Genomic DNA, 23,698 nt, shown 5'->3' on the forward strand with positions numbered 1-23,698 from the left:
GAGAAGAATTTCTTGTGTGGAACATAAGAAAGACACCGTCCTTTTTAGTCTTTCTTTTATTTTATTACAGAGGAATGGATATTTTAAGGAAAAATAAAGGCTGTCGAGATTTTCTCGACAGCCTGAACCTGCTCTGAGGCAGGTTCTTTTTACTTTGAATGAGTCATATCAGCTGTCGGCTTGTTTATGCGATTTTTTACATAATACACTGCGTAGCAGATGGCCATAAAAGAAATGCCGCAATACAGTGCGATTCTTTGATTTGGATCAAAGGCAATGCCGAGCACGGATGCCAGGCATAATAGGAACGCGGCAATCGGCACGAACGGATACCAAGGGGTCCGGTACTTTAAATCGGCGACCTTGTTTCCCGCTTCGATATACCGTTTTCTGAACATGAATTGAGAAGCTGCGATTCCCATCCACACGACAACGACCGCAAAACCGGAAATCGACACGAGCACAACGTATACAGTGTCTGGCGCAAATACGCTGGACAGCAATGAGAGAATGCCGCCGATCATGCTGAACACCAGCGCGTTAAACGGGGTTCCTTTTGATGTCAGCTTTGCAAATGCCGGGTGAAGCGTCTTTTCTTTTGATAAAGACCACAGCATCCGGGAAGAAGCGTAGAGTCCGGAATTAGCCGCTGACAGGATCGCTGTCAGGATGACAAAGTTCATGATATCGGCTGCGTATGGCACACCGACTCTGTCAAAGACAGCGACAAACGGGCTTTTGATGACGCCTGCTTCTTGAATCGGAATCAGCCCTGACAGGACAAAAATGGTTCCGATAAAGAAGAGTGAAAGACGCCAGACCGTTGTTTTAATCGCTTTTGGTATCGTCTTGTCGGGATCGACGCTTTCTCCGGCGGCGATTCCGATCAGTTCAGTCCCCGAAAAGGCAAAATTGACAGACAGCATCGTCATCAAAATCGGGACAAATCCATGTGGAAAGAGCCCGCCTTCCGCTGTGAAATTGGACAGCATCGGAGCGGCCTCTCCGCCTTGAATCGGAATGATGCCGAACATGGCAGAGCCGCCTAAAAGAATAAACAATACAATGGCTAAAACTTTGATGCTGGAAAACCAAAATTCCGATTCAGCGAAAAACTTGACCGAAAATGCGTTAAGCAAGAAAATCAACAGCGCAAAGATGGCACTCCACATCCAAACGGACGTATGGGGGAACCAGCGCTGCATTAACAGGCCGGCTGCTGTGAATTCCGATCCCAATGCCACGGTCCATGTCAGCCAGTACAGCCAAGCGACCGTAAATCCAGTTCCCGGTCCTATGTATTTGGTTGCATAGGTGTGAAAGGCGCCTGTCACAGGCATGGCTACAGACAGCTCACCGAGGCATAGCATGACCAAATAGACGATTCCGGCGCCGACTAAGTAGGCGAGTATCGTTCCCGCCGGGCCTGCCTGCTGAATGGTATAGCCGGAGCTTAAAAACAGTCCGGTTCCGATGACACCCCCTAAGGAAAGCATAAAGAGGTGCCGGCTTTTCATACTTCTCTGAAAGTTTGTCTCATTCTTGTTGTGAGCAGATTTCATCTTTTTCCAACTTTCTATCGGCGATTTCTTTCCTTTAATAAAAAATCCCATGTCAGCGAGTGACACGAGACTCCGGCGAACCGGCTTTAAGATAGAATATACAAACAATTCCGATAAGTCAAGTTGTTTTTAAAGAGCGCGCCCAAGCCGCGATTTCTTTAATATCTTCGGGTTTTGTCCGGCAGCAGCCGCCAATCAGCTTCGCTCCTTTTTCATGCCACGCGCGGGCGCTTACTCCGTAAGGTTCTCCGCATGCCGCCCCGTTCCACGTTTTTGTCTCCGGATCATACTGCTCGCCTGAATTCGGGTAGACGATGATCGGTTTTGATGTGTGTTTTTTTAACTCCTCTATTAAAGAAGGGATATGCTGAAGCGGCGTGCAGTTGATGCCGAGCGCTGCAATTTGGCGGTGCTTATCAAGCCATGACGCACAGTCAGCGGCAGGTGTTCCGTCACTAATATGAAGGCTGTCTTTTGCACTGAAGCTGATCCACGCATACGTTTCAGGAAACTCCTTCAGCAGCCGCGCAATCGCTTTTGCTTCGCTCAGACATGGGATCGTTTCACATGCCAAAACATCAGCTCCAGCTTCGATCAGCGCCTTCATGCGGGGGCGATGAAATTCAACAAGTTCATCCTCTGAGATTCCGTAGTCGCCGCGATACTCAGAGCCGTCTGCAAGATAAGCGCCATAAGGGCCGACAGAAGCCGCAATGATTGGCTTTGGCCGATTGACACGGTTTTCTTCGAGCGCCCAAAATTCATCACGTGCTTCAGCTGCGATGCTGACGGACATCTCGATGAGCCGGCGTGCTTCCGCTTCGCTCAGCCCGCGTGCGGCAAAGCCTTCAAACGTAGACTGATAGCTGGCGGTGATCGCACAGTCAGCACCTGCCGCAAAATAATCAGTATGCACTTGTTTAATCAGATCCGGCTCTTCCATCAGGATTTTTGCCGACCAGAGACTGTCGTTCAAATCACAGCCCTTGCGTTCAAGCTCGGTCGCCATGGCGCCGTCTAGCACAATAAGCGGGTATGTATCTAGTATGTGTTGGATAGGATTCATAGAATGTACCGATGCCTTCTTTCAGATTTTTTGAAATGATATGAAAATCGTAAGGGAGGTTTACGTGTTTGTCAATAAACACAAAAGGGAAAGGTGTTCAGCCCGTCTATCTGAACACCTTTTTTTTATGATATTTGTTTGTTGTGTGTGTCAGCCTGTTTGTCAGAAAGCGGCCAGCATTCAATGCCATTGTGGTTTTTGAGCACATTTTTATAAAAGACTGGATCTTTGCCCGCTTTTTTCTGGCGTGTATAGTCTTGCAGCGCCACAAAAACGACCTTTGATAATAAGAAAATCGCAATTAAATTCACGACGACCATCAAGCCCATGAACAAATCAGCCAGATCCCAGACGAGCTGGACTTTGGCAACACAGCCAAACACAATCATCGCCAGCACGCCGATACGGTAGACAAAAATCAGTTTTTTACTTTTGTTTAAAAAGCCGATATTGGTTTCCCCGTAATAATAGTTTCCGATTAATGCACAGAAACCGAATAACAAAATCAGAATGGCGAGAAAGCCTGATGCCCACGATCCGACATGGGAGCTGAGAGAGGCTTGTGTCAACGCGATCCCGCTCAGTCCCGGAGTTTGATAGGCATCCGAAAACAGGATGATAAAAGCAGTGCTTGTACAAATGACTAGCGTATCTGACAGCACACCCAGCGCTTGAATCAGCCCCTGTTTGACAGGATGGCTTGTCGTTGCGGTGGCGGCGGCATTCGGTGCGCTCCCCATTCCCGCTTCGTTTGAAAAGATTCCCCGTCTGACGCCCTGCATTAACGCCGCTCCCAAAGCGCCGCCAGCGGCCTGGTCAAAACCAAACGCATTTTTCACGATAAGCGTAATCACGTCAGGCAGCTGCGTAATGTTGGTTAAAATCACAAAAAACGCAACGCTGATATACAGGGCCGCCAACACGACGACAATGGATTCAGCCAGCTTCGCAATCCGTTTTACGCCGCCGAAAATAATCGTGCCGAACACAGTAATTAAAATGAGTCCCAATGTCAGGCGGTTTGTGCCGAACGCGTTTTCAAAGGCGAGGCTGACTGTATTTGATTGGACCGAGTTAAAGACGATACCGAACGATAAGGTGATTAATACAGCGAACAGCGCGCCCATCCACCTTTTGTTCAGCCCTTTTTCCATGTAATAAGCCGGTCCGCCGCGGAATCCGTTTTCATCTTTTACTTTATAAATCTGGGCCAGTGTGCTTTCCACAAAGCTTGATGCTGATCCGATAATGGCGATAATCCACATCCAGAAGATTGCACCGGGTCCGCCGAGCGCAATGGCGATGGCAATGCCCGTAATATTTCCCGTTCCGACACGGGCTGCCATGCTGATACAGAACGCTTGAAACGGAGAAATACTGTTTTTCGATCGGGAGGCAGCACCTTCTTTTAATACCCTGACCATTTCTTTCAGCATGCGAACCTGCAAAAACTTCAGTCTGAACGTAAAATAGATTCCCAGAGAAAGGAGCAATACAATTAATAGCTTTGACCACAAAAGATCATTTGCGATACCGACAACATGTTCCAGGATTTGCTGCATACAATCACCTCTTTTTTTTTATGTTTAAAAAATGCTGAGTTCCCACTCCTGTGCCATATGCTTCAGCAGCATTCCGCCAGTGAGGCTGTTGCCGTATTCATCAATGGCCGGTCCGTAAATGCCGATCCCGCAACCGGATGGAAAAGGCTTTTCTCTTCTGGCGCTTGGAGGAACCAGTGCCATAATGCCGCCGGAGACGCCGCTTTTGGCCGGCACGCCGACAAACGCCGCATATTTGCCTGAAGCGTTGTACATGCCGCACGTCAGCATTAACGCCTTGGCCAATTTTGCCACGTCCTTTGGAATCACTTGCTTGCGGTGAATCGGATGATAGCCGTCATGGGCAAGGATCAGGCCGATCAATGCGATATCTTCAGTGGTGCTCTCCATGGCGCAATGCTTCAAGTAAACCTCAAGCGTTTCTTCTACGTCTGCTTCTAAAAAGTTTGTTTCTTTTAAATAGTAGGCCAGCGCTCTGTTGCGGTGGGCGGTTTCCCACTCAGATCGGAACACTTCCTCATGAATTCTCGGCTGTTTTCCTATTAAGGTTTCCATCACCGAGTTAAGAAAATCGAGCTTATCGTGTGCCGACTCTCCGGGAAGAAGCGAGGCGATGGTGAGAGCACCCGCGTTGATCATAGGATTGAATGGCTTTCCCGGCTTGTTGATTTCGAGCCGAATGATGGAATTAAAGGCGTCACCTGTCGGCTCGACATCTACGCGGTCCAGTACATAGGGAATGCCGCGGCTCATGCAGGCGGCGATAAAGCTGATCACTTTTGAAATGCTTTGCAGGGTAAAAGGGACGTTCCAGTCGCCGGAGTGTATCATCGTTCCGTCAGGCTCCAATATACAAATGCCGAGCTGTGAATCATTGACTTTTCCTAAAGCGGGGATATAATTTGCACTTTGTCCATTAGCGGCAAATGGGCGATAGTGCTCCACCCAATCATGCAGCTGGGACGCCGGGTCTATTTCTTTCCGGAGCTCTTTTATCAATTCTTTCATCAAATTCCTCCTCACTGTTTTTTTAAAGGACTATGGTTTACCAAAACGAAGGATGAAGGGGCATTAAACGCTTTCACTAAAGCGGAGGGTATATTTACTGTATAATGACGACTACAGAATCATACAAAATACGACAAAAATATTTTGAAAATAAGCCGTAAGATTTATAAAAACCTCATGTTCTGGGTCAAAAGAAATTTGCGGGTTTTCAGCCGTTTCCCCAAAATAAAAGCGAGGATGTGATCATCATAAAACTGAAGCGTTTTTTTGAAAAAGATGGATATATTTTGGCTCTCATGCTGATGACGGTACCCTTGGCCGGTGAACTGAAATTTTATCCTCTTAATGAAGAGTTCCGGATTAGCTTTGGCGCACCGGTTTTTTTCTTCTTCTTGTCGCTGCTGCGGCATGTGCCCGCTGTGCTGCCGGGTTTTCTGACTGGAGCGGCAGTACTCGTCTTTCGTGTCTTTCTGGAATTGTGGCGCGGGGGACACGATGGACTGACTCCGATTCTGTATGACCAAGCGTCTGGCTTTTTCTTTTATATGACTTACGCTTGCCTGTTTTCCGTATTGAAGGCTAATCGTTTCCGCGAACGGCCGTTTATGCTCGGCTTTGTCGGTTTTATGATTGAAATTGTGGCAGATTGTGTCGAGCTGGCTGTGCAGTTTCTCATGTTCCATACCGTCGTCACGCCTGAGGAAATCACCGATCTCGCGGTGATTGCGATTTCTCACACATTTATCGTGATGAGCTTTTATAGTGTGCTGAAGCTGTATGAAACACAATCGAGAGAAAAACAGACAAGGCGGCAACACGAGCATATGCTGATGATCGTTTCCAATTTATATGAAGAAACGGTGCATCTAAAAAAGACGCTGAAAACGACAGAACAAGTGACGAACGATTCGTATCAGCTCTATCGGGAAGTAAAGGGCAAAGATGATCAGCTCAGCGGCAGAATCCTGAGGCTGGCCGGAGAAATTCATGAAGTGAAAAAGGACAACCAGCGGATATTCGCCGGGCTTTCAAAACTGATTTCTAATGAGAGCTTGAGAGATTATATGAGGGCGTCTGATTTGCTGCAGCTTGTGATTCGCATGAATGAGAAGTACGCTGAAGCACTGGGAAAGCAGATTGATTTTCACTGCTTGATAGAGGGGGAGCATGAAGAATATCACGTATTTATCGTGCTTTCGATCATTAATAATCTAACGGCGAATGCGGTAGAAGCCATGGGGGAAGAGGGAATGATCAGCCTGAGGCTCAATAGGCCAAATGAGAATATGGTAGAATTCCAGGTAGAAGACAATGGTCCCGGCATTTCTGAGAAAATCGGAGAGATTGTGTTTGACCCGGGCTTTACCTCAAAATATGACGAATATGGCACGCCTTCTACGGGAATTGGACTTTCCTACGTGAAGGAAATCGTGACAGAGCTGGAAGGGGATATCACATTTGATAATCAGCAGCGTGGAGTGGTGTTTGCTGTTAGGCTGCCTGTCCGGCATTTGATTCAGAAAGGGTGAACCGAAGCTATGCGTTTTTTTATCGTTGATGATGACCGTGCGGTACGGTCGATTTTAAGGCAGATCATTGAAGATGAGGATCTCGGGGAAGCTGCTGGTGAAGCGGAAGACGGGAGCCAAGTGGAAGGGCATATGCTGCAATTCAAGCAGATTGATATTTTATTAATCGATCTGTTAATGCCTGGAAGAGACGGCATTGAGACGATTCGCCAGCTCCAAAATACGTACTCCGGCAAGATCGTCATGATCTCTCAAGTGGAAGCGAAGGAAATGGTCGGAGAAGCGTACTCACTCGGCATCGAATATTTTATCCATAAGCCGATTAACCGCATTGAAATTGTCACGGTTCTCCAAAAAGTGAAGGAACGGATCGAGCTTGAGCACTCAATTGGGGCTATTCAGCTCTCTCTCAGCCGGCTTGTCAATCGGAATGAACGGAAAACGCGTCCTCAGCAGAATAGTGACAGCGGCTTAAAAGAAGCAGGAACATTCCTATTGTCCGAGTTGGGCATGATGGGGGAAGGCGGCGCGCATGATCTCGTGGCGGTGCTGCAGTATTTAGCAGAACATGAGCCGTACGAAAAACATATCCCTTCGCTAAAACAGATCTTCACTCAAGTAGCGGAACGGAAGCTGGGGGCAGGGGCATCCCAAACGGAAGTCAATCGCGAAATGAAAGCCTCGGAGCAGCGCATTCGCAGAGCGATTATCCATTCACTGCACCATTTTGCTTCACTGGGCACAACTGATTTTTCAAATCCGAAATTTGAAACCTATGCATCGAAATTCTTTGATTTTCCGGTTGTCAGCCAGAAAATGAAAGAACTTCAATCCAAGGATGCAAAACCTCTCGCCACTGCGAGAGTGAATATGAAAAAATTCATCCATGTGTTCTTTTTGGAGGCGAAGCTTTTGCATGAGGCGATGAAACAAAGAAGGGTGTAAAACCAAACAGCCGGCTGTCCCGGCTGTTTTTTTGCTGCGCCAGAACCCCGGAGGGACAGCGGTTTACTTTCTTTTTATAAAATATCAGAAAATAAAGATATTGACTTATTGTTTATTTGTCTTACAATTAAACAAAAGGATGTATGGGAAGGAGCGGATGCGAAACAAAAACTAATAAAAGCGCTTTCGGTCAGGGCTGTTTACACGAATAACAGGAGGTTATGTTGATGAGCCGTATGAGAAAAGCACCTGCTGGAATTTTAGGTTTTCCGGTTGCTCCTTTTAACACACAAGGAAAACTGGAGGAGGAAGCTCTTTTTCAAAACATTGAGTTTTTGCTGGAAGAAGGCTTAGAAGCGATTTTTATCGCTTGTGGGTCTGGTGAATTTCAATCTCTCAGCCAGAAGGAATACGCGCAAATGGTCGAAGTCGCAGTCTCGGCAGCCGGAGAAAAGGTTCCGGTTTACACGGGGGTGGGGGGTAACCTCAGCACAGCGCTTGAATGGGCGCAGCTGTCGGAGAAAAAAGGCGCCGATGGCTACTTGATCCTGCCTCCGTATTTGGTACATGGCGAACAGGAGGGGCTCTATCAGTATGCGAAAACGATTATTGAAAGCACTGACCTGAATGCGATTCTTTATCAGCGCGATAACGCCGTTCTCTCTCTTGAGCAGATCAAGCGGCTGACCCAATTGGAACAGCTTGTCGGAGTGAAGGACGGGGTGGGAAATATGGATTTGAATATTAACCTCGTCTATACGCTCGGCGACCGCTTAGGATGGCTCAACGGAATGCCGATGGCTGAAGTGACGATGCCGGCTTACCTGCCGATCGGATTTCACTCTTATTCTTCAGCGATTTCAAATTATATCCCGCATATTTCCCGGATGTTCTATGACGCATTGAAAAACGGAAATGACGAGCTGGTGAAGGAGCTCTATCAGCATGTGATTCTGCCGATCAACGACATTCGCAAACAACGAAAAGGATACGCCGTATCTTTGATTAAAGCGGGCATGGAGATCATGGGTTTAAATGTGAGAAACACAGCCAGACCGCCTGTCGGCCCGGTTGAAAAAGAGCACTATCAGCAATTAGAGGCGATTTTGAAGCAGGCGGCTGACCGTTTTCCGAAAAAAGCCACGACGGTTTGAAGAACAAAAAAACATGAAAGGGGCAATGGGCATGTCTGTGATCACGGAACAAAACACGTATCTGAACTTTATTAACGGAGAGTGGGTGAAGTCTGAGTCAGGCGATATGGTCAAGGTCGAAAACCCCGCGGATGTGAATGATATTGTCGGCTATGTACAGAATTCAACGGCTGAAGATGTGGAACGGGCCGTCGCCGCCGCCAATAAAGCCAAAACGGCTTGGAGAAAGCTGACGGGTGCCGAGCGGGGCCAATACTTATACAAAACAGCGGATATCATGGAACAGCGCTTGGAGGAAATCGCCGCCTGTGCAACGCGTGAAATGGGAAAAACACTGCCCGAAGCGAAAGGAGAAACGGCTCGGGGTATTGCGATTCTGCGCTATTATGCCGGAGAGGGCATGCGCAAAACGGGTGACGTCATTCCGTCTACTGACAAAGACGCGCTCATGTTCACAACTCGTGTTCCGCTCGGTGTTGTCGGCGTGATTTCTCCGTGGAACTTTCCGGTGGCGATTCCGATTTGGAAGATGGCCCCGGCATTGGTGTACGGAAATACCGTTGTCATCAAACCGGCGACAGAAACAGCCGTGACATGCGCGAAAATGATTGCCTGCTTTGAAGAAGCGGGGCTGCCGGCAGGAGTCATCAATTTCGTGACAGGCCCGGGTTCTGTTGTCGGGCAGGGACTTGCTGAGCATGACGGGGTAAACGCCGTTACGTTTACCGGTTCAAATCAAGTCGGCAAAATCATCGGGCAGGCCGCTTTAGCGAGAGGAGCCAAATATCAGCTTGAAATGGGCGGCAAAAACCCGGTCATCGTAGCTGATGACGCTGATCTTGAAGCTGCGGCAGAAGCTGTCATTACGGGTGCCTTCCGTTCAACCGGACAGAAGTGTACCGCGACAAGCCGCGTCATTGTGCAAAGCGGAATTTACGATCGTTTTAAAGAAAAACTTCTCCAGCGCACAAAAGATATTACGATCGGAGACAGCTTAAAAGAGGATGTCTGGATGGGGCCGATTGCCAGCAAGAATCAGCTTGATAACTGTCTGTCGTACATTAGGAAAGGCAAACAGGAAGGCGCTTCCCTTTTGATCGGAGGTGAAAAGCTGGAGGATGGAAAGTATCAAAAGGGCTATTATGTTGAGCCTGCCATCTTTGACAATGTGACATCTGAGATGGCGATTGCCCAAGAAGAAATTTTTGGTCCGGTGATCGCCCTGATCAAGGTGGACTCGATGGAGGAGGCGCTGGACATCGCCAATGATGTGAAGTTTGGTTTAAGCGCATCCATTTTCACGCAAAACATCGGCCGAATGCTTTCATTCGTTGATGAAATTGACGCCGGGCTTGTCCGGATTAACGCAGAAAGCGCGGGTGTTGAGCTTCAGGCGCCTTTTGGGGGAATGAAGCAGTCAAGCTCCCACTCCCGTGAACAGGGTGAGGCGGCGAAGGACTTTTTCACGGCGATCAAAACCGTTTTTGTGAAGCCGTAAGGGTGCTGGAAAGAGGCGGACGTCTCTTTCCTCGCTTTATCACCAGCCAGCATATGATTCTCTATTTTGAAAAGGAGAAGATATTATGAAAAAAGACTATGCGAATGTTTCACCGGCGGGCAATAAAACGTCTGTACGCTGGTTCATCGTTTTTATGCTGTTTCTTGTGACCTCTATTAACTACGCGGATCGGGCGACGCTTTCCATCACGGGAGATTCCGTCCAGCATGACCTGGGATTGGACTCGGTCGCCATGGGATATGTCTTTTCTGCTTTTGGCTGGGCCTATGTCATCGGGCAGCTTCCGGGCGGCTGGCTGCTGGACCGTTTTGGTTCAAAGACGGTCATTGCGTTAAGCATTTTTTTCTGGTCGTTTTTTACACTGCTGCAAGGGGCGATTGGCTTTTTCTCCGCCGGCACAGCGATTATCCTGCTGTTTGCACTGCGTTTTCTGGTCGGCTTGTCCGAAGCGCCTTCATTTCCCGGAAACGGAAGAGTTGTTGCCTCATGGTTCCCAAGCTCCGAGCGCGGGACAGCTTCAGCCTTTTTTAATTCAGCTCAATACTTCGCAATCGTCATTTTTTCTCCTTTAATGGGCTGGCTCACCCACTCTTTCGGCTGGCATTCCGTCTTCGTTGTCATGGGTGCCGCGGGCATTCTTCTGGCTGTCATCTGGCTAAAAGCGGTGTATGAACCTAAAAAACATCCGAAGGTCAATGAAGCCGAGCTTGCATATATCGAACAGGGCGGCGGGCTGATTTCCATGGATGACAGCAAAAGCAAGCAAGAAACAGAATCGAAATGGCCTTATATCAAACAGCTGTTGACGAACCGCATGCTGATCGGCGTGTACATCGCGCAATATTGCATTACAACTCTCACCTATTTCTTTCTCACATGGTTCCCGGTATATTTGGTTCAGGCCCGCGGAATGTCTATCCTTGAAGCGGGGTTTGTCGCTTCCCTGCCGGCGCTGTGCGGATTTGCCGGCGGTGTGCTTGGGGGCATCGTGTCAGACATCTTGCTCAAAAAAGGCCGTTCTCTGACCTTTGCAAGAAAGGCGCCGATCATTGTCGGCATGCTGCTGTCTTGCAGTATGATTGTCTGTAACTACACGGATTCAGCGTGGCTCGTCGTTGTCATTATGTCACTCGCGTTTTTCGGAAAAGGCTTCGGCGCATTGGGATGGGCTGTCGTGTCGGACACGTCTCCGAAAGAGTGTGCAGGATTAAGCGGCGGGTTGTTCAACACATTCGGGAACATCGCCTCGATTACGACTCCGATTATTATTGGTTATATCGTTAACGCTACAGGATCTTTTAATGGAGCGCTTGTGTTTGTCGGCGCTAACGCGATTGCGGCGATCCTCAGCTATTTGTTGCTGGTCGGGCCGATCAAACGGGTCGTGTTAAAGAAACAAGAGCAGGACCCCGATCAATCATTGCCTGTCTAACACTTATGAAAGCGCTTTATAAAAGGAGGATAAAACATGAGTTCACCAATACAAGAGCAGGTCCAAAAAGAAAAAAGATCGAATATTCCTTCAATTTATGAGATGAAGGTAATCCCTGTTGCGGGACATGACAGCATGCTGCTGAATCTGAGCGGCGCACACAGCCCATTTTTTACCCGGAATATCGTGATCTTAACCGACAGCAGCGGAAATCAGGGAGTTGGCGAGGTGCCTGGCGGAGAACAGATACGCCGTACACTCGAGCTGGCAAAGCCGCTTGTGGTCGGAAAATCTATTGGCGCGTATCAGGCGATATTGCAGACGGTCAGAAAGCAGTTTGCCGATCAGGACAGGGGAGGGCGCGGCATCCAGACGTTTGATTTGCGCACCACCGTACATGCCGTCACAGCGCTGGAAGCGGCTTTGTTAGATTTGCTTGGAACGTTTCTTCAGGAACCGGTCGCGGCCTTGCTGGGCGAAGGGAAGCAGCGCGATGAAGTGAAAATGCTCGGCTACCTCTTTTACATCGGTGACCGAAAGCGGACGACCCTGCCGTATCAAGGCGATGAGCAGTCAGATTGTGAGTGGTTCCGTCTTCGCCATGAGGAAGCACTGACGCCTGAGGCTATTGTACGCCTTGCCGAATCCGCGCAGGAGCGCTACGGCTTTCAGGATTTCAAGCTGAAAGGCGGGGTGCTGCGGGGAGAGGATGAAATCGAAGCTGTCACCGCATTATCAAAACGTTTTCCTGAGGCGAGAATTACCCTTGATCCGAACGGGGCGTGGTCATTAGAGGAAGCTATTATATTATGCAAAGGAAAGCATGATGTGCTTGCGTATGCGGAAGATCCGTGCGGGGATGAGAACGGCTACTCCGCCCGTGAAATAATGACTGAATTCCGCCGTGCGACAGGGCTTCCGACCGCGACAAATATGATTGCGACCGACTGGCGGGAAATGGGTCACGCGATCCAGCTTCACGCGGTGGATATTCCGCTGGCTGATCCGCACTTCTGGACGATGCAGGGTTCGGTGCGGGTGGCGCAAATGTGCCATGATTGGGGTTTGACATGGGGCTCCCACTCCAACAACCACTTTGATATCTCCCTAGCGATGTTTACTCATGTGGCAGCGGCGGCTCCGGGACGCATTACGGCGATTGATACCCATTGGATCTGGCAGGACGGGCAGCGTTTAACGAAACAGCCTTTTGAGATTGCCGATGGCTGTGTCAAGGTGCCGAATAAGCCCGGTCTTGGCGTTGACATTGATATGGAACAAGTTGAAAAAGCGCATGAACTCTACCAGAAAATGAATTTAGGCGCCCGGAATGACGCGATCCCTATGCAGTTTCTGATCAACAACTGGGAGTTCGACCGGAAACGCCCGTGTCTTGTGCGATAAGATTGATTGTAAATATTGTAACCTTGGCTATTTTGTCTTACAATTGAACAACTGAAGGGAGAGTTGTTCGTGTACGAAGGTTTAGAGGATCTGAAAGTCGATACAGTCAATCGGAAAACATTAGCCAAGCAGGTCATTGAACGAATTGTCCATTTATTGTCGAGCGGACAGTTAAAGGCCGGAGACAAATTGCCGACAGAAATGGAACTGATGGACATTTTGCATGTCAGCAGGCCGGTGCTTCGAGAGGCGCTGAGTTCACTTGAAACGCTGGGCGTCATTACGAGAAAAACCCGCGGCGGCACGTATTTCAACGATAAAATTGGCATGCAGCCATTTTCCGTCATGCTTGCCTTGGCCACTGATAATCTTCCGGCCATCATTGAAGCGCGAATGGCGTTAGAACTCGGACTCGTGACGATTGCCGCGGAAAAAATCAATGAGGATGAACTCCAGCGTTTGCAGAAGACGATCGACGACATCGCCAGCAGCACTGACAATCTTTATGGTGAAGCGGATAAAGAATTCCATCGAATTATTGCGTTAAGTGCCAATAACCCCGTTGTCGAAGGGATGATTCAGTCTCTCTTAATTACCCATGCGAAAATTGACAGCCAGATTCCGTACAGGGAGAGAGATGTAACGGTCGAATATCACAAAAAAATCTACGATGCACTTGCTAAAAGAGACCCTTACAAAGCGCATTACCACATGTATGAGCATCTGAAATTTGTCCGTGACAAAATTCTAAAGGGCATGGATGAGAAATAATTGCAGAGACAGCCGCAGTTGAAACGAAAGAGCTGCGGCTTTTTTGAACCGATTAAGAAAGCGTTTACTATGAGATAAGGAGTGATTTTCATATGGCGATGAACCTCAGGCAGAACCAAGCGCCCCTTTACATCAAAGTGAATGAAACAGATAACACGGCGATTATTGTCAATGACGGGGGACTTCCAAAGGGCACTGTTTTTTCATGCGGGCTCGTACTTGAAGAGGATGTCCCTCAAGGCCATAAGGTGGCGTTAACCGATCTCAATCAAGGGGATGAGATCGTGCGTTACGGAGAGGTGATCGGATTTGCCGATGAGACGATCAAACGAGGGAGCTGGATACGGGAAGCCCTCGTGAGAATGCCCGCTCCACCCGCTTTAGATGATCTTCCTCTCGCAAACAGAGTGCCCAAACCGCTGCCAACTCTTGAAGGTTACACGTTTGAAGGGTATCGAAATGCGGACGGTAGTGCCGGGACGAAAAATATTCTCGGCATCACCACAAGTGTCCAATGTGTCGTTGGCGTTTTGGATTATGCGGTCAAACGGATCAAAGAAGAGCTGCTGCCGAAATATCCAAATGTCGATGACGTTGTGCCGTTGCATCATCAATACGGCTGCGGGGTGGCGATCAATGCGCCTGATGCTGTCATTCCGATCCGCACAATTCAAAATCTGGCGAAGCATCCGAACTTCGGCGGTGAAGTGATGGTGATCGGATTGGGATGTGAAAAGCTCCTCCCGGCAAGGATTGCGCCTGAGAAGCATGATGATATCCTCTCACTCCAAGATCACCAAGGTTTTGCGGCGATGATTCAATCCATTTTGGAAATGGCGGAGGAACGGTTAATCAGGCTGAACAGCAGAACCCGTGTGACCTGCCCTGTTTCGGATCTGGTTATCGGCCTGCAATGCGGCGGCAGTGATGCGTTTTCCGGCGTGACGGCGAACCCTGCCGTGGGGTATGCGGCTGATTTATTGGTTCGGGCAGGTGCGACCGTTTTGTTTTCTGAAGTGACAGAGGTGCGGGATGCGATTCATTTATTAACACCGCGGGCTGTCAGTGAAGAGGTTGGACAATCGCTGATCAGAGAGATGAAGTGGTATGACAGCTATCTGCGGCGGGGGGAAGCGGACCGAAGCGCGAACCCGTCACCAGGCAATAAAAAAGGCGGGCTATCCAATGTAGTGGAAAAAGCGTTAGGCTCGGTAGCCAAATCAGGCACAAGCCCCATCTCCGGCGTGCTCGGCCCGGGGGAAAAGGCAGAGCGAAAAGGGCTGCTGTTCGCGGCGACACCGGCGAGCGATTTTGTGTGCGGAACCCTGCAACTGGCGGCAGGCATGAATCTGCAGGTTTTTACGACAGGGAGAGGAACACCGTACGGCCTGGCCGCTGCCCCGGTGCTGAAAGTATCCACACGGCATTCATTATCAGAGCATTGGGCGGATTTAATCGATATCAATGCCGGACGAATCGCGACAGGAGAGGCCAGTATTGAAGACGTAGGCTGGGAAATCTTCAGGACAATTCTGGCTGTGGCGAGCGGCCGCAAACAAACGTGGGCGGACCGCTGGGGCCTTCATAATGATTTGTGCTTGTTTAATCCTGCTCCGGTGACTTGATACATCTTGTGATTGACTTCTAAAAATAATCAGAGTATTATAAACTCTACAATTAATAGGACGGATCAACAATCGTGAGGAAGAGTGAGTACGCGTCAATGTGTGAGGTTCAGAGAGTCGGTGGCAGGTGTGAACCGATCCTCCCCTGATGCCGAATGGGCTTCTGAATTGCTTTGCTGAACGGATAGTAGGCGATGCCGGGATTCTCTCCCCGTTACCAAGAGAGGAGTATCGAAACGGATGTTTTCTGTACTGAGAGTGAACGGCGTATAGCTGTTAATAAAGGTGGTACCGCGAGACCCTCGTCCTTTGCATAGGACGGGGTTTTTTTGTGTCTTAAAGGAGGTGACGGCCAATGGATGATGGCTGGTGGTGCATAACAGAAAATAGGAAAGGAGGATGTCATGTGGTCATAGCAACTGATGATCTTGAGGTCGCATGCCCTGAGTGTGAAAGAGCAGGAGAAATCGAAGGCAGCCCATGTCCAGCTTGCGGCGGGAAGGGTGTCATTCTGACGGCTCAAGGAAATACGCTTCTGGATTTTATACAAAAGCATTTGAACAAGTAAAGGAGAAAAGCTGAGCTGAGATGAGAGTAGAAGAGCAGAGTAAGATTCGCAAGGCATCGGCAGGTACGGTTTTTTTGCTGATCGGAACGGTTTGTTTTGCATCTAAGTCGATTTGGATTAAATGGGCATATCAAATGGGTGCTGAGCCAGACGCGGTGTTGTTATACAGACAGCTGTTTGCTGTTCCGCTGTTTTGGTTGATTTTTTTGTTATACCGTCCTCCAATGCCAGACGGTATGAAAAAAGGAGATCTATGGAGGGCGTGTGTCGCGGGAGTGTTTTGTTTTTTTCTGTCTCCCTTGTTTGATTTTATCGGGTTGAACCATGTATCCGCAATGGTTGAGCGTATTTTGCTGATGAGCTATCCGGTGTTTATGATCGGATTCAACGCGTGTTGTGACCGGAAAATGGTTTCCATCCAAGACCTTTTCGCAGTGCTGATGGTCATGATCGGTTTTTTCTTTGCGCTCGGCGGCTGGAATGCCGAGCTTTTTCAGGCGAATATGATTGGTTCTGTATTCATTTTGTTATCCTCGGCCGTTTATGCTGGCTATCTTGTTCTTTCCGGGCGGCTCGTCCATCAAATCGGCGGCATCCGACTCAATGCTTATGGGATGACAGCAGCCGGAGCGGCCATGATGCTTTACACAGGCATAAAGGCGGCGATCGGCATAAATACGCCAATGACAGCATATCCGCTTGCTGTGTACGGTTTGTTTGTGTTCATCGCAGTCGTCTCCACTGTGATTCCATTTGTGCTGATGCTTGAGGGCATAAAACGAATCGGGGCACTGCGAGCTGCCACTATTTCAATGGCAGGGCCTGTCCTGACGATTTTCTTTGGAGCCTTATTTCTCGGTGAGCGGCTCAAACTTACTCAAACCATCGGATGCGCTGCCGTATTCTTTGTCATTACGGGCATGGAATACAGGAAGCTGAAAACAGGAAAAAATAAATAATTTTTGTAAAACACACACGTTTTTCAATTACAATAAGTGTAATTACGTGTGTGTTTTTTGATTTTGTAAAGGTTAGGTGAGAAGATGCAGCGCATATTGCTTGTAGAAGACGACCACTCAATCAGTGAAATGGTGGATCATTATTTAACAAAAGAGGGTTTTGAGATGGTGCATGCTTTCGATGGAGAAGAAGGCATCCGGCTGTTTCGTCAGGATTCATATGATTTGATTCTCCTTGATATCATGCTCCCGAAGCTGAACGGCATGGATTTTCTGAAAATCATCCGCGAAAAAAGCAACATTCCAGTTTTAATGATTTCGGCAAAAGACGGAGATGTGGATAAGGCATTGGGACTGGGGTTTGGGGCGGATGATTATATCTCCAAACCGTTTTCGATGATTGAGCTGACAGCTAGAGTAAAGGCCGCGATACGGCGGGCGACGCAATATTCGGCAGAGGAACCGGCTGAGAATAAGGTGATCCAGATTCAACAGCTTACGATAGATACAGATAATGTCTCAGTGTTGAAAAGTGGGAAGCCGCTTCAGCTAACGTCAACAGAATGGCAGCTGCTGTGCCTGTTTGCGGAAAATCCTAAAAAAGTGTTTACGAAAGAACAAATCTTCCGTTCGGTCTGGAATGACGAGTACTTTGGCGATCAAAATATCATTAACGTACATATGCGGCGTCTTAGAGAAAAGATTGAAGACGATCCCTCTTCACCTCAATACATTAAAACGTTATGGGGCATCGGTTATAAATTAGGAGAGTTTTAGCATGACAGTGTTATGGATGGCCGCTGTCATCGTTCTGGTATGTCTGAATGTCATTCAATTCATGATGAAAAAGAAGCGGGATGGGAATTTGGCATACATGGCTGAACAGCTCGGAGCCATGCTCAATCGGGATTCGGCAGGGCAAATTTTGCTTCATACAGACGATCAGGCGGTGAAAGACCTGCTTGTCAACACCAACCTATTCGTTGAGAATCGTCAGCAGATCAGCGCCCGGTTTGCCAAAACAGAGCAGTCTATGAAGCGAATGCTGACCAATATGTCACACGACCTTAAAACGCCGTTAACAGTCATTCTCGGTTATATCGAAACCATTAAAAGTGATCATGACATGCCGGACGAAGAGCGGGAAAGATTGCTGGGTAAGCTCGGCCAGAAAACAAATGAACTCATTCAGATGATCAACTCCTTTTTTGATTTAGCGAAATTAGAATCTGAAGATCAAGACATCCCGATCACCAAAATACATATGAACGAAATATGCAAACGAAATATCCTGCACTATTATGACGCCGTTCAGTCAAAAGGCTTTCAAGCTGCCATCGATATCCCGGACACGCCGGTGTTTGCGCAGGCGAATGAAGAGGCATTGGACAGAATCCTGCAAAACCTCTTATCCAATTCGATTCAATATGGCGCGGCCGGCAAGTTTATCGGCATGACGCTGTCGTATGATGAGACGAGCGTTGCCATCACTGTATGGGATCGCGGAAAAGGGATCGGTGAAACCGATCAGCAGCGTGTGTTTGAGAGGCTGTACACACTTGAAGAATCCAGAAATAAAGCATTTCAAGGAAGCGGTCTCGGTTTAACCATTACAAAACGGCTTACGGAAAAAATGGGAGGCACTATATCCATTCAAAGCAAGCCGTACGAACGGACCGCATTTACGATTACATTGAAACGAATGACATACTAGCAAACGTAAGAATTTCTTAAGATTTGAGAAATAAAAATGACAGGGATCGCCGCTACAATAGAAAACAGGAAAAGAGAGGGAAGGAGAAACAAAGTTGACTTATATCGTACAAACGAACGGACTGACCAAAGCGTATCAGGGAAAAGAAGTCGTATCCAATGTCAGCATGCATATTAAAAAAGGTGAAATCTATGGCTTTCTGGGCCCGAACGGCGCGGGGAAAACAACCATTATGAAAATGCTGACGAGCCTTGTTAAACCGACAAGCGGTGAAATCAGCATCCTAGGGAACAAGCTCACCCACACATCATACGAGGTGCTGGGGAACATCGGCAGCATGATTGAATATCCGATTTTTTATGAAAGTCTGACAGCTGCAGAAAACTTAGATCTGCATTGTGAATACATGGGGTACCACAATAAAAAAGCCATTCAAGAAGTGCTGGATATGGTGAACTTAAAACAAATTGACAAGAAGCCCGTCAAAACATTTTCGCTCGGGATGAAGCAGCGTCTGGGGATTGCGCGTGCCATCCTCACGAAGCCGGATCTGCTTATTTTGGATGAACCGGTAAATGGTCTTGACCCTCTCGGTATCAAAAAGATCAGGCAGTTGTTTCAAGTGCTGAGCAAAGAGTACGGGATGACGCTGCTGATCTCAAGCCACTTGCTGAGTGAAATCGAACAAATTGCGGACACGATCGGCGTCATTCGGGACGGCAGGCTGCTTGAAGAGGTGTCAATGGAAGCCGTCAGAGGCCAGAATACTGAATACATCGAGCTTGTCACACCGGATCAGACAAGAGCCTGCTTTGTGCTGGAGAAAGAGCTGCGATTAACCAACTTTAAAATCTTAAATGAGAAAACGATTCGGATTTACGAGGCAGAAGCCTCTCAAGCTGCCATATCCAAAGCGCTGATTTTAAATGATGTAGACATTGAATCAATGAACAAAAAGTATACGTCGCTGGAGGATTATTTTATCAGCTTGATCAACGGCAATAGCATCGGTGCGTAAAGGGGGAGAGACACGTTGATGAATTTGATCAGAATTGAATTAAGAAAAATGAAGTTGGGCTGGTATGTCAGAGGTGTCCTTATTGCCAATCTGATAATCATGGGCTTTTTGTGGCTGATTAGTTATTCCGAAAAAGCCGATGGCGGGGTTTCGTTCCAAAGCATGGAGGAAGCGTTTCTCATCATCGGCACTTTCGTCAGAGCGGTATTCATCGTTTTTGGCGCGGTGCTGATCGCAAAATTGGTGATTTCCGAATATAAAAACAAAACCATTCTTGTGATGTTCACGTACCCGATCAGCCGTAAAAAACTGCTCACTGCTAAACTCATGATCGCGGCCGGACTGACATTTATCACGATCCTATTATCGAATATACTTATCGCCGCCGGTTTCTTTGTGATGAACTCGATCTATCATTTCATACCGGGAGAGCTAACTTCTGAAATCATGTCACAGCAGGCCATAAAAATGGCGGTTTTCGCTTTTGGCGCCGCTGGAACGAGTTTAGTTCCCATCTTTTTTGGGATGCGTAAACATTCGGTTCCGGCTACCATCATTTCGTCTGTCGTGATTGTAATGCTTATCAGTTCAACAAGCCCGGGTTTCTCCATTTCGTCTGTTGTGTATATCCCGTTATCCTTGGCAGCTTTCGGTTTGTTGTTTTCATACATGGCGATCAGGAACGCAGACAAACAGGATGCTTGAAAAAAGGCGCCCAACATGAAAGGCCGATGCTATCAGCACCGGCCATTCTATTATGAATCTGTTCTTGTTTCAAGATAATGCGTCTTGCCAATCTCTTTGCTCATCATATAGAAATGGAAGCAATATTCACCGATGGCCATGGCGATCGCGCCAAATAGAGCCGCCAGTGCAACTTCACCGCCAGTCATCCCCATAGAAAGCGGCATGCCCATCAGCCAGATGACGAGGAAGGCCAGACCGAAATCAGCTAACGTCGCAATCATATTATTCCATCTTGGCAATACATAAAGATCGCCCAGCAAATAAGAAATAACCCCTAACACAAGTGTCATTAAGAGCGTATCACCAAACGTGAAACCGAAGCCCAGACCAAGCACTAGATACAACACAATGATTGTCATAATACCTTTAATCGCGAGTGCTTTCACATGTGTCATTCCAAAGTACCTCCTTCTATTTTTATTTGTTATGTATGATTCCTCAAATGCAGAAAGTTAAACCTTATATTGCGTTTTTGCATGCTGTGTAAAAGGAGTGGATGGTTTGTATGAAAGGAAAGTTGTTCACAGTGGTGCTGGTGTGTATGATGTTCGGAGGCGGGTGCAAACCTGCTGAAGAACCCGCGTCAACTGCTCAATCGTCTTCACTATCTGATTCTGCAAAAAACAAAGCTTATGATATTCATGAGGGTTTTATTAAAGCGGAGCGTACATTCGGAACCGAGTTGTTTCAATACATGTCAGCTCAAGACGGGTTAAAGGACAATCTTCTAATTTCCCCGTACAGCTTACAGCAGATGCTGATGATGACGGCAAATGGAGCGGCGGGAGATACATTAAAAGAAATGAAAGCTGCTCTATATTTGTCGGACATTCATGACAGCGCCATTAATGAGTCATCGTTCGGGCTCATGAAAAGGTTTGAATCTTTGACTGAAGGTGACCTGATGACGGCCAATGCTGTATGGACAAGGCTTGAGACCGAGCCGGACTTTAAACAAACGATTAAACAATACTTCTTTGGAAGTGTCTTTAAAATGGATGACAATATTAAAACCGCAAAAAACTCGATCAGTCAGTGGGCGGCTGGCCAAACAAAAGGGCGAATTGACGATATAGCGGATCATCTTTCGCCGAAAGCTGTTTTGGTTTTGATAAACGCCGTCTATTTTCAAGCAAAGTGGGCGCTGCCGTTTGACCCGAATGTGAGCGCTGAGGAGCATTTTTTTCTGCCAGACGGATCGGCCAAAAAACTGCTGATGATGAAGCAGACTGCACGCCTCGCTTACTTAGAAAATGATCTGTTCCAAGCAGTCAAGCTGCCATACGAAGATCAACAACTTTCGTTTACTTTATTTCTGCCGAAGAAAACGCCGGCTTCTTTCATGTCTCTCTTCACCAATCAAAACATAAAAGCATGGGACCGCGAATTTCAGCCAAAAACAGTAAAGCTGAGTATGCCCCGTTTTACATTGAAAGGGAGGTATAACGTAAAATACGCTCTTCGTGATATGGGGCTGATTTCCGTCTTTTCCGATGCTGACTTTTCCAGAATGTTTACTGAAGGCCGGGGTGTTTCAATCGACGATGTGAATCACCATACATTTATCAAGGTGAATGAATCTGGCACCGAGGCTGCGGCTGCCTCGTCAGCGGAAATTGTTGAGGCCGGACTGGCGCCAGATGTTACCTTGACGGCCAACCGCCCATTTTTCTTTGCCATCACTGATGAGCAAACAACAAGTCTTTTGTTTTTAGGCTTTGTCGCAAATCCGCATGAATAAATTAAAAACTTCTCCTGTCCTCCGTCATCACTTTTGAAGTATTGCAATATGATGAAAGGAGATCAAGGGGAGGTGACGTGATGGCGGTCGTGAGAGCAACGAGTGAAGATGTCGATTTGCTGGCAAGGCTGCTCAGAGCTGAAGCGGAAGGCGAAGGCAAGCAGGGGATGCTGCTTGTTGGCAACGTGGGAGTTAATCGGCTAAGGGCGAATTGTTCAGATTTTAAAGGCCTCCGCACCATCAGGCAGATGATTTTTCAGCCGCACGCGTTTGAGGCGGTGACTCATGGATATTTTTATCAAAGGGCACGGGAGAGCGAGAAAAGCCTTGCACGCCGGTCGATTAATGGCGAAAGGATCTGGCCTGCAAAATTTAGTTTGTGGTACTTCAGGCCGGAGGGGGACTGTCCGCCCCAGTGGTATAATCAGCCATTTGTAGCCAGATACAAGTCACATTGCTTTTATCAGCCGACTGGGGAAACGTGTGAAAATGTATATAACACATTTTAGAGACAGGGCGCCGTTCAAATTGAACGGTGCTTTTTTTTGAAAAGATATACAATGGAAAATATTCCTGTGAGATAATCAAAGAAAAAAACGGAGATGACAGAATGGCAACAATAGACCTGCAAAAGAAAAGCGTAAAGATCGTACTGGAGAAAAAGCAATTAACGAAGGTGACGGCTCGTGTCGGACTTGTGCTTGATATTACGGGTTCAATGAGAACGCTCTATAAAAACGGAACGGTTCAAAACGTGGTGGAACGGATTTTGGCGGTGGCCGATCAATTTGATGATAACGGCTTACTGGATGTATGGGTGTATGATAACGAATTCTCCCGATTAAAGCCAGTTTCTGAAAAAGATTTTTCGGGCTATGTCAATCGAGAAATTTTGAATAATGACCGCTTGCATAAATTCGGCAGAAATGATGAGCCGCCGGTCATGAAGGACGTGCTGCGCAAATATATTGCAGAGGAACCCAGTTCTTATCCCGCTTTCATCGTTTTTATTAATGATGGAGGCTGTAAAAAGTCGATCAAATCAATTATTGAAGCCTCTTCTGACAAGCCGGTGTTTTGGCAGTTTGTCGGCATCGGAAACGGAAACTTCGATTTTCTCAATAAACTGGATACGTTAGAAGGACGTGTCGTTGATAATTCGAGCTTCCTGCGTATCGAAGAGATCGACCGTATTTCTGATGACGAGCTTTATGACGCTTTGCTTACTGAATTTCCATTTTGGCTGAAAGAAGCGAAGAAAAAAGGGATTGTAAGAGAACAAGAGCCACCTGCTGAAAAGCCGAAAAAGAAGGGCTTCTTCAGCAGATTATTTTCAAAATAACTGGTGCGGCACTGAGTCATTCTGCGAAATGG

Annotated in this window: 22 protein-coding genes, 1 pseudogene and 1 other annotated feature; of the genes and pseudogenes, 17 read left to right on the forward strand and 6 right to left on the reverse strand. The window is 47.6% G+C overall.

Annotated features, from left to right (window positions below; all coding sequences use genetic code 11):
• Window positions 1-149: 149 nt before the first annotated feature.
• The 4 genes from mmuP to JMN17_RS17615 form a co-directional block, all read right to left on the reverse strand.
• A complete protein-coding gene (gene mmuP, locus JMN17_RS17600; RefSeq protein ID WP_087993173.1) occupies window positions 150-1,562 on the reverse strand; it encodes an S-methylmethionine permease in 1,413 nt (470 codons plus the stop codon).
• A gap of 118 nt (window positions 1,563-1,680) precedes the next feature.
• Complete coding sequence (gene mmuM, locus JMN17_RS17605; RefSeq protein ID WP_087993079.1) at window positions 1,681-2,628, reverse strand: homocysteine S-methyltransferase; 948 nt, start codon at window positions 2,626-2,628, stop codon at window positions 1,681-1,683.
• Window positions 2,629-2,753: 125 nt separating this feature from the next.
• A complete protein-coding gene (locus JMN17_RS17610; RefSeq protein ID WP_202328637.1) occupies window positions 2,754-4,190 on the reverse strand; it encodes an alanine/glycine:cation symporter family protein in 1,437 nt (478 codons plus the stop codon).
• A 24-nt stretch (window positions 4,191-4,214) separates the two neighbouring features.
• The gene (locus tag JMN17_RS17615; RefSeq protein WP_087993081.1) at window positions 4,215-5,198 is read right to left on the reverse strand and encodes a glutaminase; all 984 of its coding nucleotides are present in this window, start codon (window positions 5,196-5,198) and stop codon (window positions 4,215-4,217) included.
• A gap of 296 nt (window positions 5,199-5,494) precedes the next feature.
• Between JMN17_RS17615 and JMN17_RS17620 the strand changes: the two genes are divergently transcribed.
• From JMN17_RS17620 to JMN17_RS17685, 14 genes are all read left to right on the forward strand, one after another.
• On the forward strand, window positions 5,495-6,727 hold the full coding sequence (locus JMN17_RS17620) for an ATP-binding protein (RefSeq protein ID WP_202328877.1): 1,233 nt from the start codon (window positions 5,495-5,497) through the stop codon (window positions 6,725-6,727).
• A gap of 9 nt (window positions 6,728-6,736) precedes the next feature.
• The gene (locus JMN17_RS17625; RefSeq protein WP_087993082.1) at window positions 6,737-7,672 is read left to right on the forward strand and encodes a DNA-binding domain-containing protein; all 936 of its coding nucleotides are present in this window, start codon (window positions 6,737-6,739) and stop codon (window positions 7,670-7,672) included.
• A gap of 227 nt (window positions 7,673-7,899) precedes the next feature.
• A complete protein-coding gene (gene kdgD / locus JMN17_RS17630) occupies window positions 7,900-8,826 on the forward strand; it encodes a 5-dehydro-4-deoxyglucarate dehydratase (protein ID WP_202328638.1) in 927 nt (308 codons plus the stop codon).
• 31 nt (window positions 8,827-8,857) lie between these two features.
• Window positions 8,858-10,324, forward strand: coding sequence for an alpha-ketoglutaric semialdehyde dehydrogenase GucD (gene gucD / locus JMN17_RS17635; RefSeq protein WP_202328640.1), 1,467 nt, complete (start codon window positions 8,858-8,860; stop codon window positions 10,322-10,324).
• Window positions 10,325-10,409: 85 nt separating this feature from the next.
• Window positions 10,410-11,777 carry a glucarate transporter GudP gene (gene gudP / locus JMN17_RS17640; RefSeq protein ID WP_087993085.1) on the forward strand — a complete coding sequence of 456 codons (1,368 nt, stop codon included), beginning with the start codon at window positions 10,410-10,412 and terminating at the stop codon, window positions 11,775-11,777.
• 36 nt (window positions 11,778-11,813) lie between these two features.
• Window positions 11,814-13,181, forward strand: a complete 1,368-nt coding sequence (gene gudD, locus JMN17_RS17645) for a glucarate dehydratase (RefSeq protein WP_202328650.1) — start codon at window positions 11,814-11,816, stop codon at window positions 13,179-13,181.
• A gap of 69 nt (window positions 13,182-13,250) precedes the next feature.
• The gene (locus JMN17_RS17650; RefSeq protein ID WP_087993087.1) at window positions 13,251-13,952 is read left to right on the forward strand and encodes a FadR/GntR family transcriptional regulator; all 702 of its coding nucleotides are present in this window, start codon (window positions 13,251-13,253) and stop codon (window positions 13,950-13,952) included.
• Between the two features lie 92 nt (window positions 13,953-14,044).
• Window positions 14,045-15,577, forward strand: coding sequence for a galactarate dehydratase (gene garD, locus JMN17_RS17655; RefSeq protein ID WP_087993088.1), 1,533 nt, complete (start codon window positions 14,045-14,047; stop codon window positions 15,575-15,577).
• Window positions 15,578-15,642: 65 nt separating this feature from the next.
• Window positions 15,643-15,890, forward strand: a binding site (T-box leader).
• A 93-nt stretch (window positions 15,891-15,983) separates the two neighbouring features.
• Window positions 15,984-16,145 carry a hypothetical protein gene (locus tag JMN17_RS17660; protein WP_003241325.1) on the forward strand — a complete coding sequence of 54 codons (162 nt, stop codon included), beginning with the start codon at window positions 15,984-15,986 and terminating at the stop codon, window positions 16,143-16,145.
• A gap of 20 nt (window positions 16,146-16,165) precedes the next feature.
• On the forward strand, window positions 16,166-17,104 hold the full coding sequence (locus JMN17_RS17665; protein WP_202328652.1) for a DMT family transporter: 939 nt from the start codon (window positions 16,166-16,168) through the stop codon (window positions 17,102-17,104).
• A gap of 96 nt (window positions 17,105-17,200) precedes the next feature.
• Window positions 17,201-17,881, forward strand: a complete 681-nt coding sequence (locus JMN17_RS17670; protein WP_202328878.1) for a response regulator transcription factor — start codon at window positions 17,201-17,203, stop codon at window positions 17,879-17,881.
• Window position 17,882: 1 nt separating this feature from the next.
• Window positions 17,883-18,818, forward strand: a complete 936-nt coding sequence (locus tag JMN17_RS17675; protein WP_087993090.1) for a HAMP domain-containing histidine kinase — start codon at window positions 17,883-17,885, stop codon at window positions 18,816-18,818.
• Window positions 18,819-18,912: 94 nt separating this feature from the next.
• Window positions 18,913-19,836, forward strand: coding sequence for an ABC transporter ATP-binding protein (locus tag JMN17_RS17680; protein ID WP_087993091.1), 924 nt, complete (start codon window positions 18,913-18,915; stop codon window positions 19,834-19,836).
• Window positions 19,837-19,854: 18 nt separating this feature from the next.
• The gene (locus JMN17_RS17685) at window positions 19,855-20,541 is read left to right on the forward strand and encodes an ABC transporter permease (protein ID WP_087993176.1); all 687 of its coding nucleotides are present in this window, start codon (window positions 19,855-19,857) and stop codon (window positions 20,539-20,541) included.
• Here JMN17_RS17685 and JMN17_RS17690 read toward each other — a convergent pair.
• Together JMN17_RS17690 and JMN17_RS17695 are read right to left on the reverse strand one after the other, a co-directional pair.
• Window positions 20,505-20,632: pseudogene (locus JMN17_RS17690) on the reverse strand (hypothetical protein); the annotation flags it as partial. The gene JMN17_RS17685 and the pseudogene JMN17_RS17690 overlap by 37 nt on opposite strands.
• Window positions 20,592-20,978 carry a YndM family protein gene (locus tag JMN17_RS17695; RefSeq protein ID WP_202328654.1) on the reverse strand — a complete coding sequence of 129 codons (387 nt, stop codon included), beginning with the start codon at window positions 20,976-20,978 and terminating at the stop codon, window positions 20,592-20,594. The pseudogene JMN17_RS17690 and the gene JMN17_RS17695, both read right to left, overlap by 41 nt.
• Before the next feature lie 110 nt (window positions 20,979-21,088).
• Between JMN17_RS17695 and JMN17_RS17700 the strand changes: the two genes are divergently transcribed.
• From JMN17_RS17700 to JMN17_RS17710, 3 genes are all read left to right on the forward strand, one after another.
• Window positions 21,089-22,324, forward strand: coding sequence for a serpin family protein (locus tag JMN17_RS17700; RefSeq protein ID WP_202328656.1), 1,236 nt, complete (start codon window positions 21,089-21,091; stop codon window positions 22,322-22,324).
• A gap of 80 nt (window positions 22,325-22,404) precedes the next feature.
• The gene (locus JMN17_RS17705) at window positions 22,405-22,833 is read left to right on the forward strand and encodes a cell wall hydrolase (protein ID WP_202328658.1); all 429 of its coding nucleotides are present in this window, start codon (window positions 22,405-22,407) and stop codon (window positions 22,831-22,833) included.
• A 101-nt stretch (window positions 22,834-22,934) separates the two neighbouring features.
• The gene (locus JMN17_RS17710) at window positions 22,935-23,666 is read left to right on the forward strand and encodes a vWA domain-containing protein (RefSeq protein ID WP_087993177.1); all 732 of its coding nucleotides are present in this window, start codon (window positions 22,935-22,937) and stop codon (window positions 23,664-23,666) included.
• The last annotated feature ends 32 nt before the right edge of the window (window positions 23,667-23,698 follow it).

It is taken from the genome of Bacillus sp. RHFS10, from assembly GCF_016757475.1.
GTDB classification, from domain to species: domain Bacteria; phylum Bacillota; class Bacilli; order Bacillales; family Bacillaceae; genus Bacillus; species Bacillus subtilis_G.

What these genes read in the sequence shown, in the direction of transcription:
- mmuP (WP_087993173.1), bottom strand. Translation starts at nt 1,562, where the DNA reads ATGAAATCTGCTCACAACAAGAATGAGACAAACTTTCAGAGAAGTATG.
- mmuM (WP_087993079.1), bottom strand. Translation starts at nt 2,628, where the DNA reads ATGAATCCTATCCAACACATACTAGATACATACCCGCTTATTGTGCTA.
- JMN17_RS17610 (WP_202328637.1), bottom strand. Translation starts at nt 4,190, where the DNA reads ATGCAGCAAATCCTGGAACATGTTGTCGGTATCGCAAATGATCTTTTG.
- JMN17_RS17615 (WP_087993081.1), bottom strand. Translation starts at nt 5,198, where the DNA reads ATGAAAGAATTGATAAAAGAGCTCCGGAAAGAAATAGACCCGGCGTCC.
- JMN17_RS17620 (WP_202328877.1), top strand. Translation starts at nt 5,495, where the DNA reads ATGCTGATGACGGTACCCTTGGCCGGTGAACTGAAATTTTATCCTCTT.
- JMN17_RS17625 (WP_087993082.1), top strand. Translation starts at nt 6,737, where the DNA reads ATGCGTTTTTTTATCGTTGATGATGACCGTGCGGTACGGTCGATTTTA.
- kdgD (WP_202328638.1), top strand. Translation starts at nt 7,900, where the DNA reads ATGAGCCGTATGAGAAAAGCACCTGCTGGAATTTTAGGTTTTCCGGTT.
- gucD (WP_202328640.1), top strand. Translation starts at nt 8,858, where the DNA reads ATGTCTGTGATCACGGAACAAAACACGTATCTGAACTTTATTAACGGA.
- gudP (WP_087993085.1), top strand. Translation starts at nt 10,410, where the DNA reads ATGAAAAAAGACTATGCGAATGTTTCACCGGCGGGCAATAAAACGTCT.
- gudD (WP_202328650.1), top strand. Translation starts at nt 11,814, where the DNA reads ATGAGTTCACCAATACAAGAGCAGGTCCAAAAAGAAAAAAGATCGAAT.
- garD (WP_087993088.1), top strand. Translation starts at nt 14,045, where the DNA reads ATGGCGATGAACCTCAGGCAGAACCAAGCGCCCCTTTACATCAAAGTG.
- JMN17_RS17665 (WP_202328652.1), top strand. Translation starts at nt 16,166, where the DNA reads ATGAGAGTAGAAGAGCAGAGTAAGATTCGCAAGGCATCGGCAGGTACG.
- JMN17_RS17675 (WP_087993090.1), top strand. Translation starts at nt 17,883, where the DNA reads ATGACAGTGTTATGGATGGCCGCTGTCATCGTTCTGGTATGTCTGAAT.
- JMN17_RS17685 (WP_087993176.1), top strand. Translation starts at nt 19,855, where the DNA reads ATGAATTTGATCAGAATTGAATTAAGAAAAATGAAGTTGGGCTGGTAT.
- JMN17_RS17695 (WP_202328654.1), bottom strand. Translation starts at nt 20,978, where the DNA reads ATGACACATGTGAAAGCACTCGCGATTAAAGGTATTATGACAATCATT.
- JMN17_RS17700 (WP_202328656.1), top strand. Translation starts at nt 21,089, where the DNA reads ATGAAAGGAAAGTTGTTCACAGTGGTGCTGGTGTGTATGATGTTCGGA.
- JMN17_RS17705 (WP_202328658.1), top strand. Translation starts at nt 22,405, where the DNA reads ATGGCGGTCGTGAGAGCAACGAGTGAAGATGTCGATTTGCTGGCAAGG.
- JMN17_RS17710 (WP_087993177.1), top strand. Translation starts at nt 22,935, where the DNA reads ATGGCAACAATAGACCTGCAAAAGAAAAGCGTAAAGATCGTACTGGAG.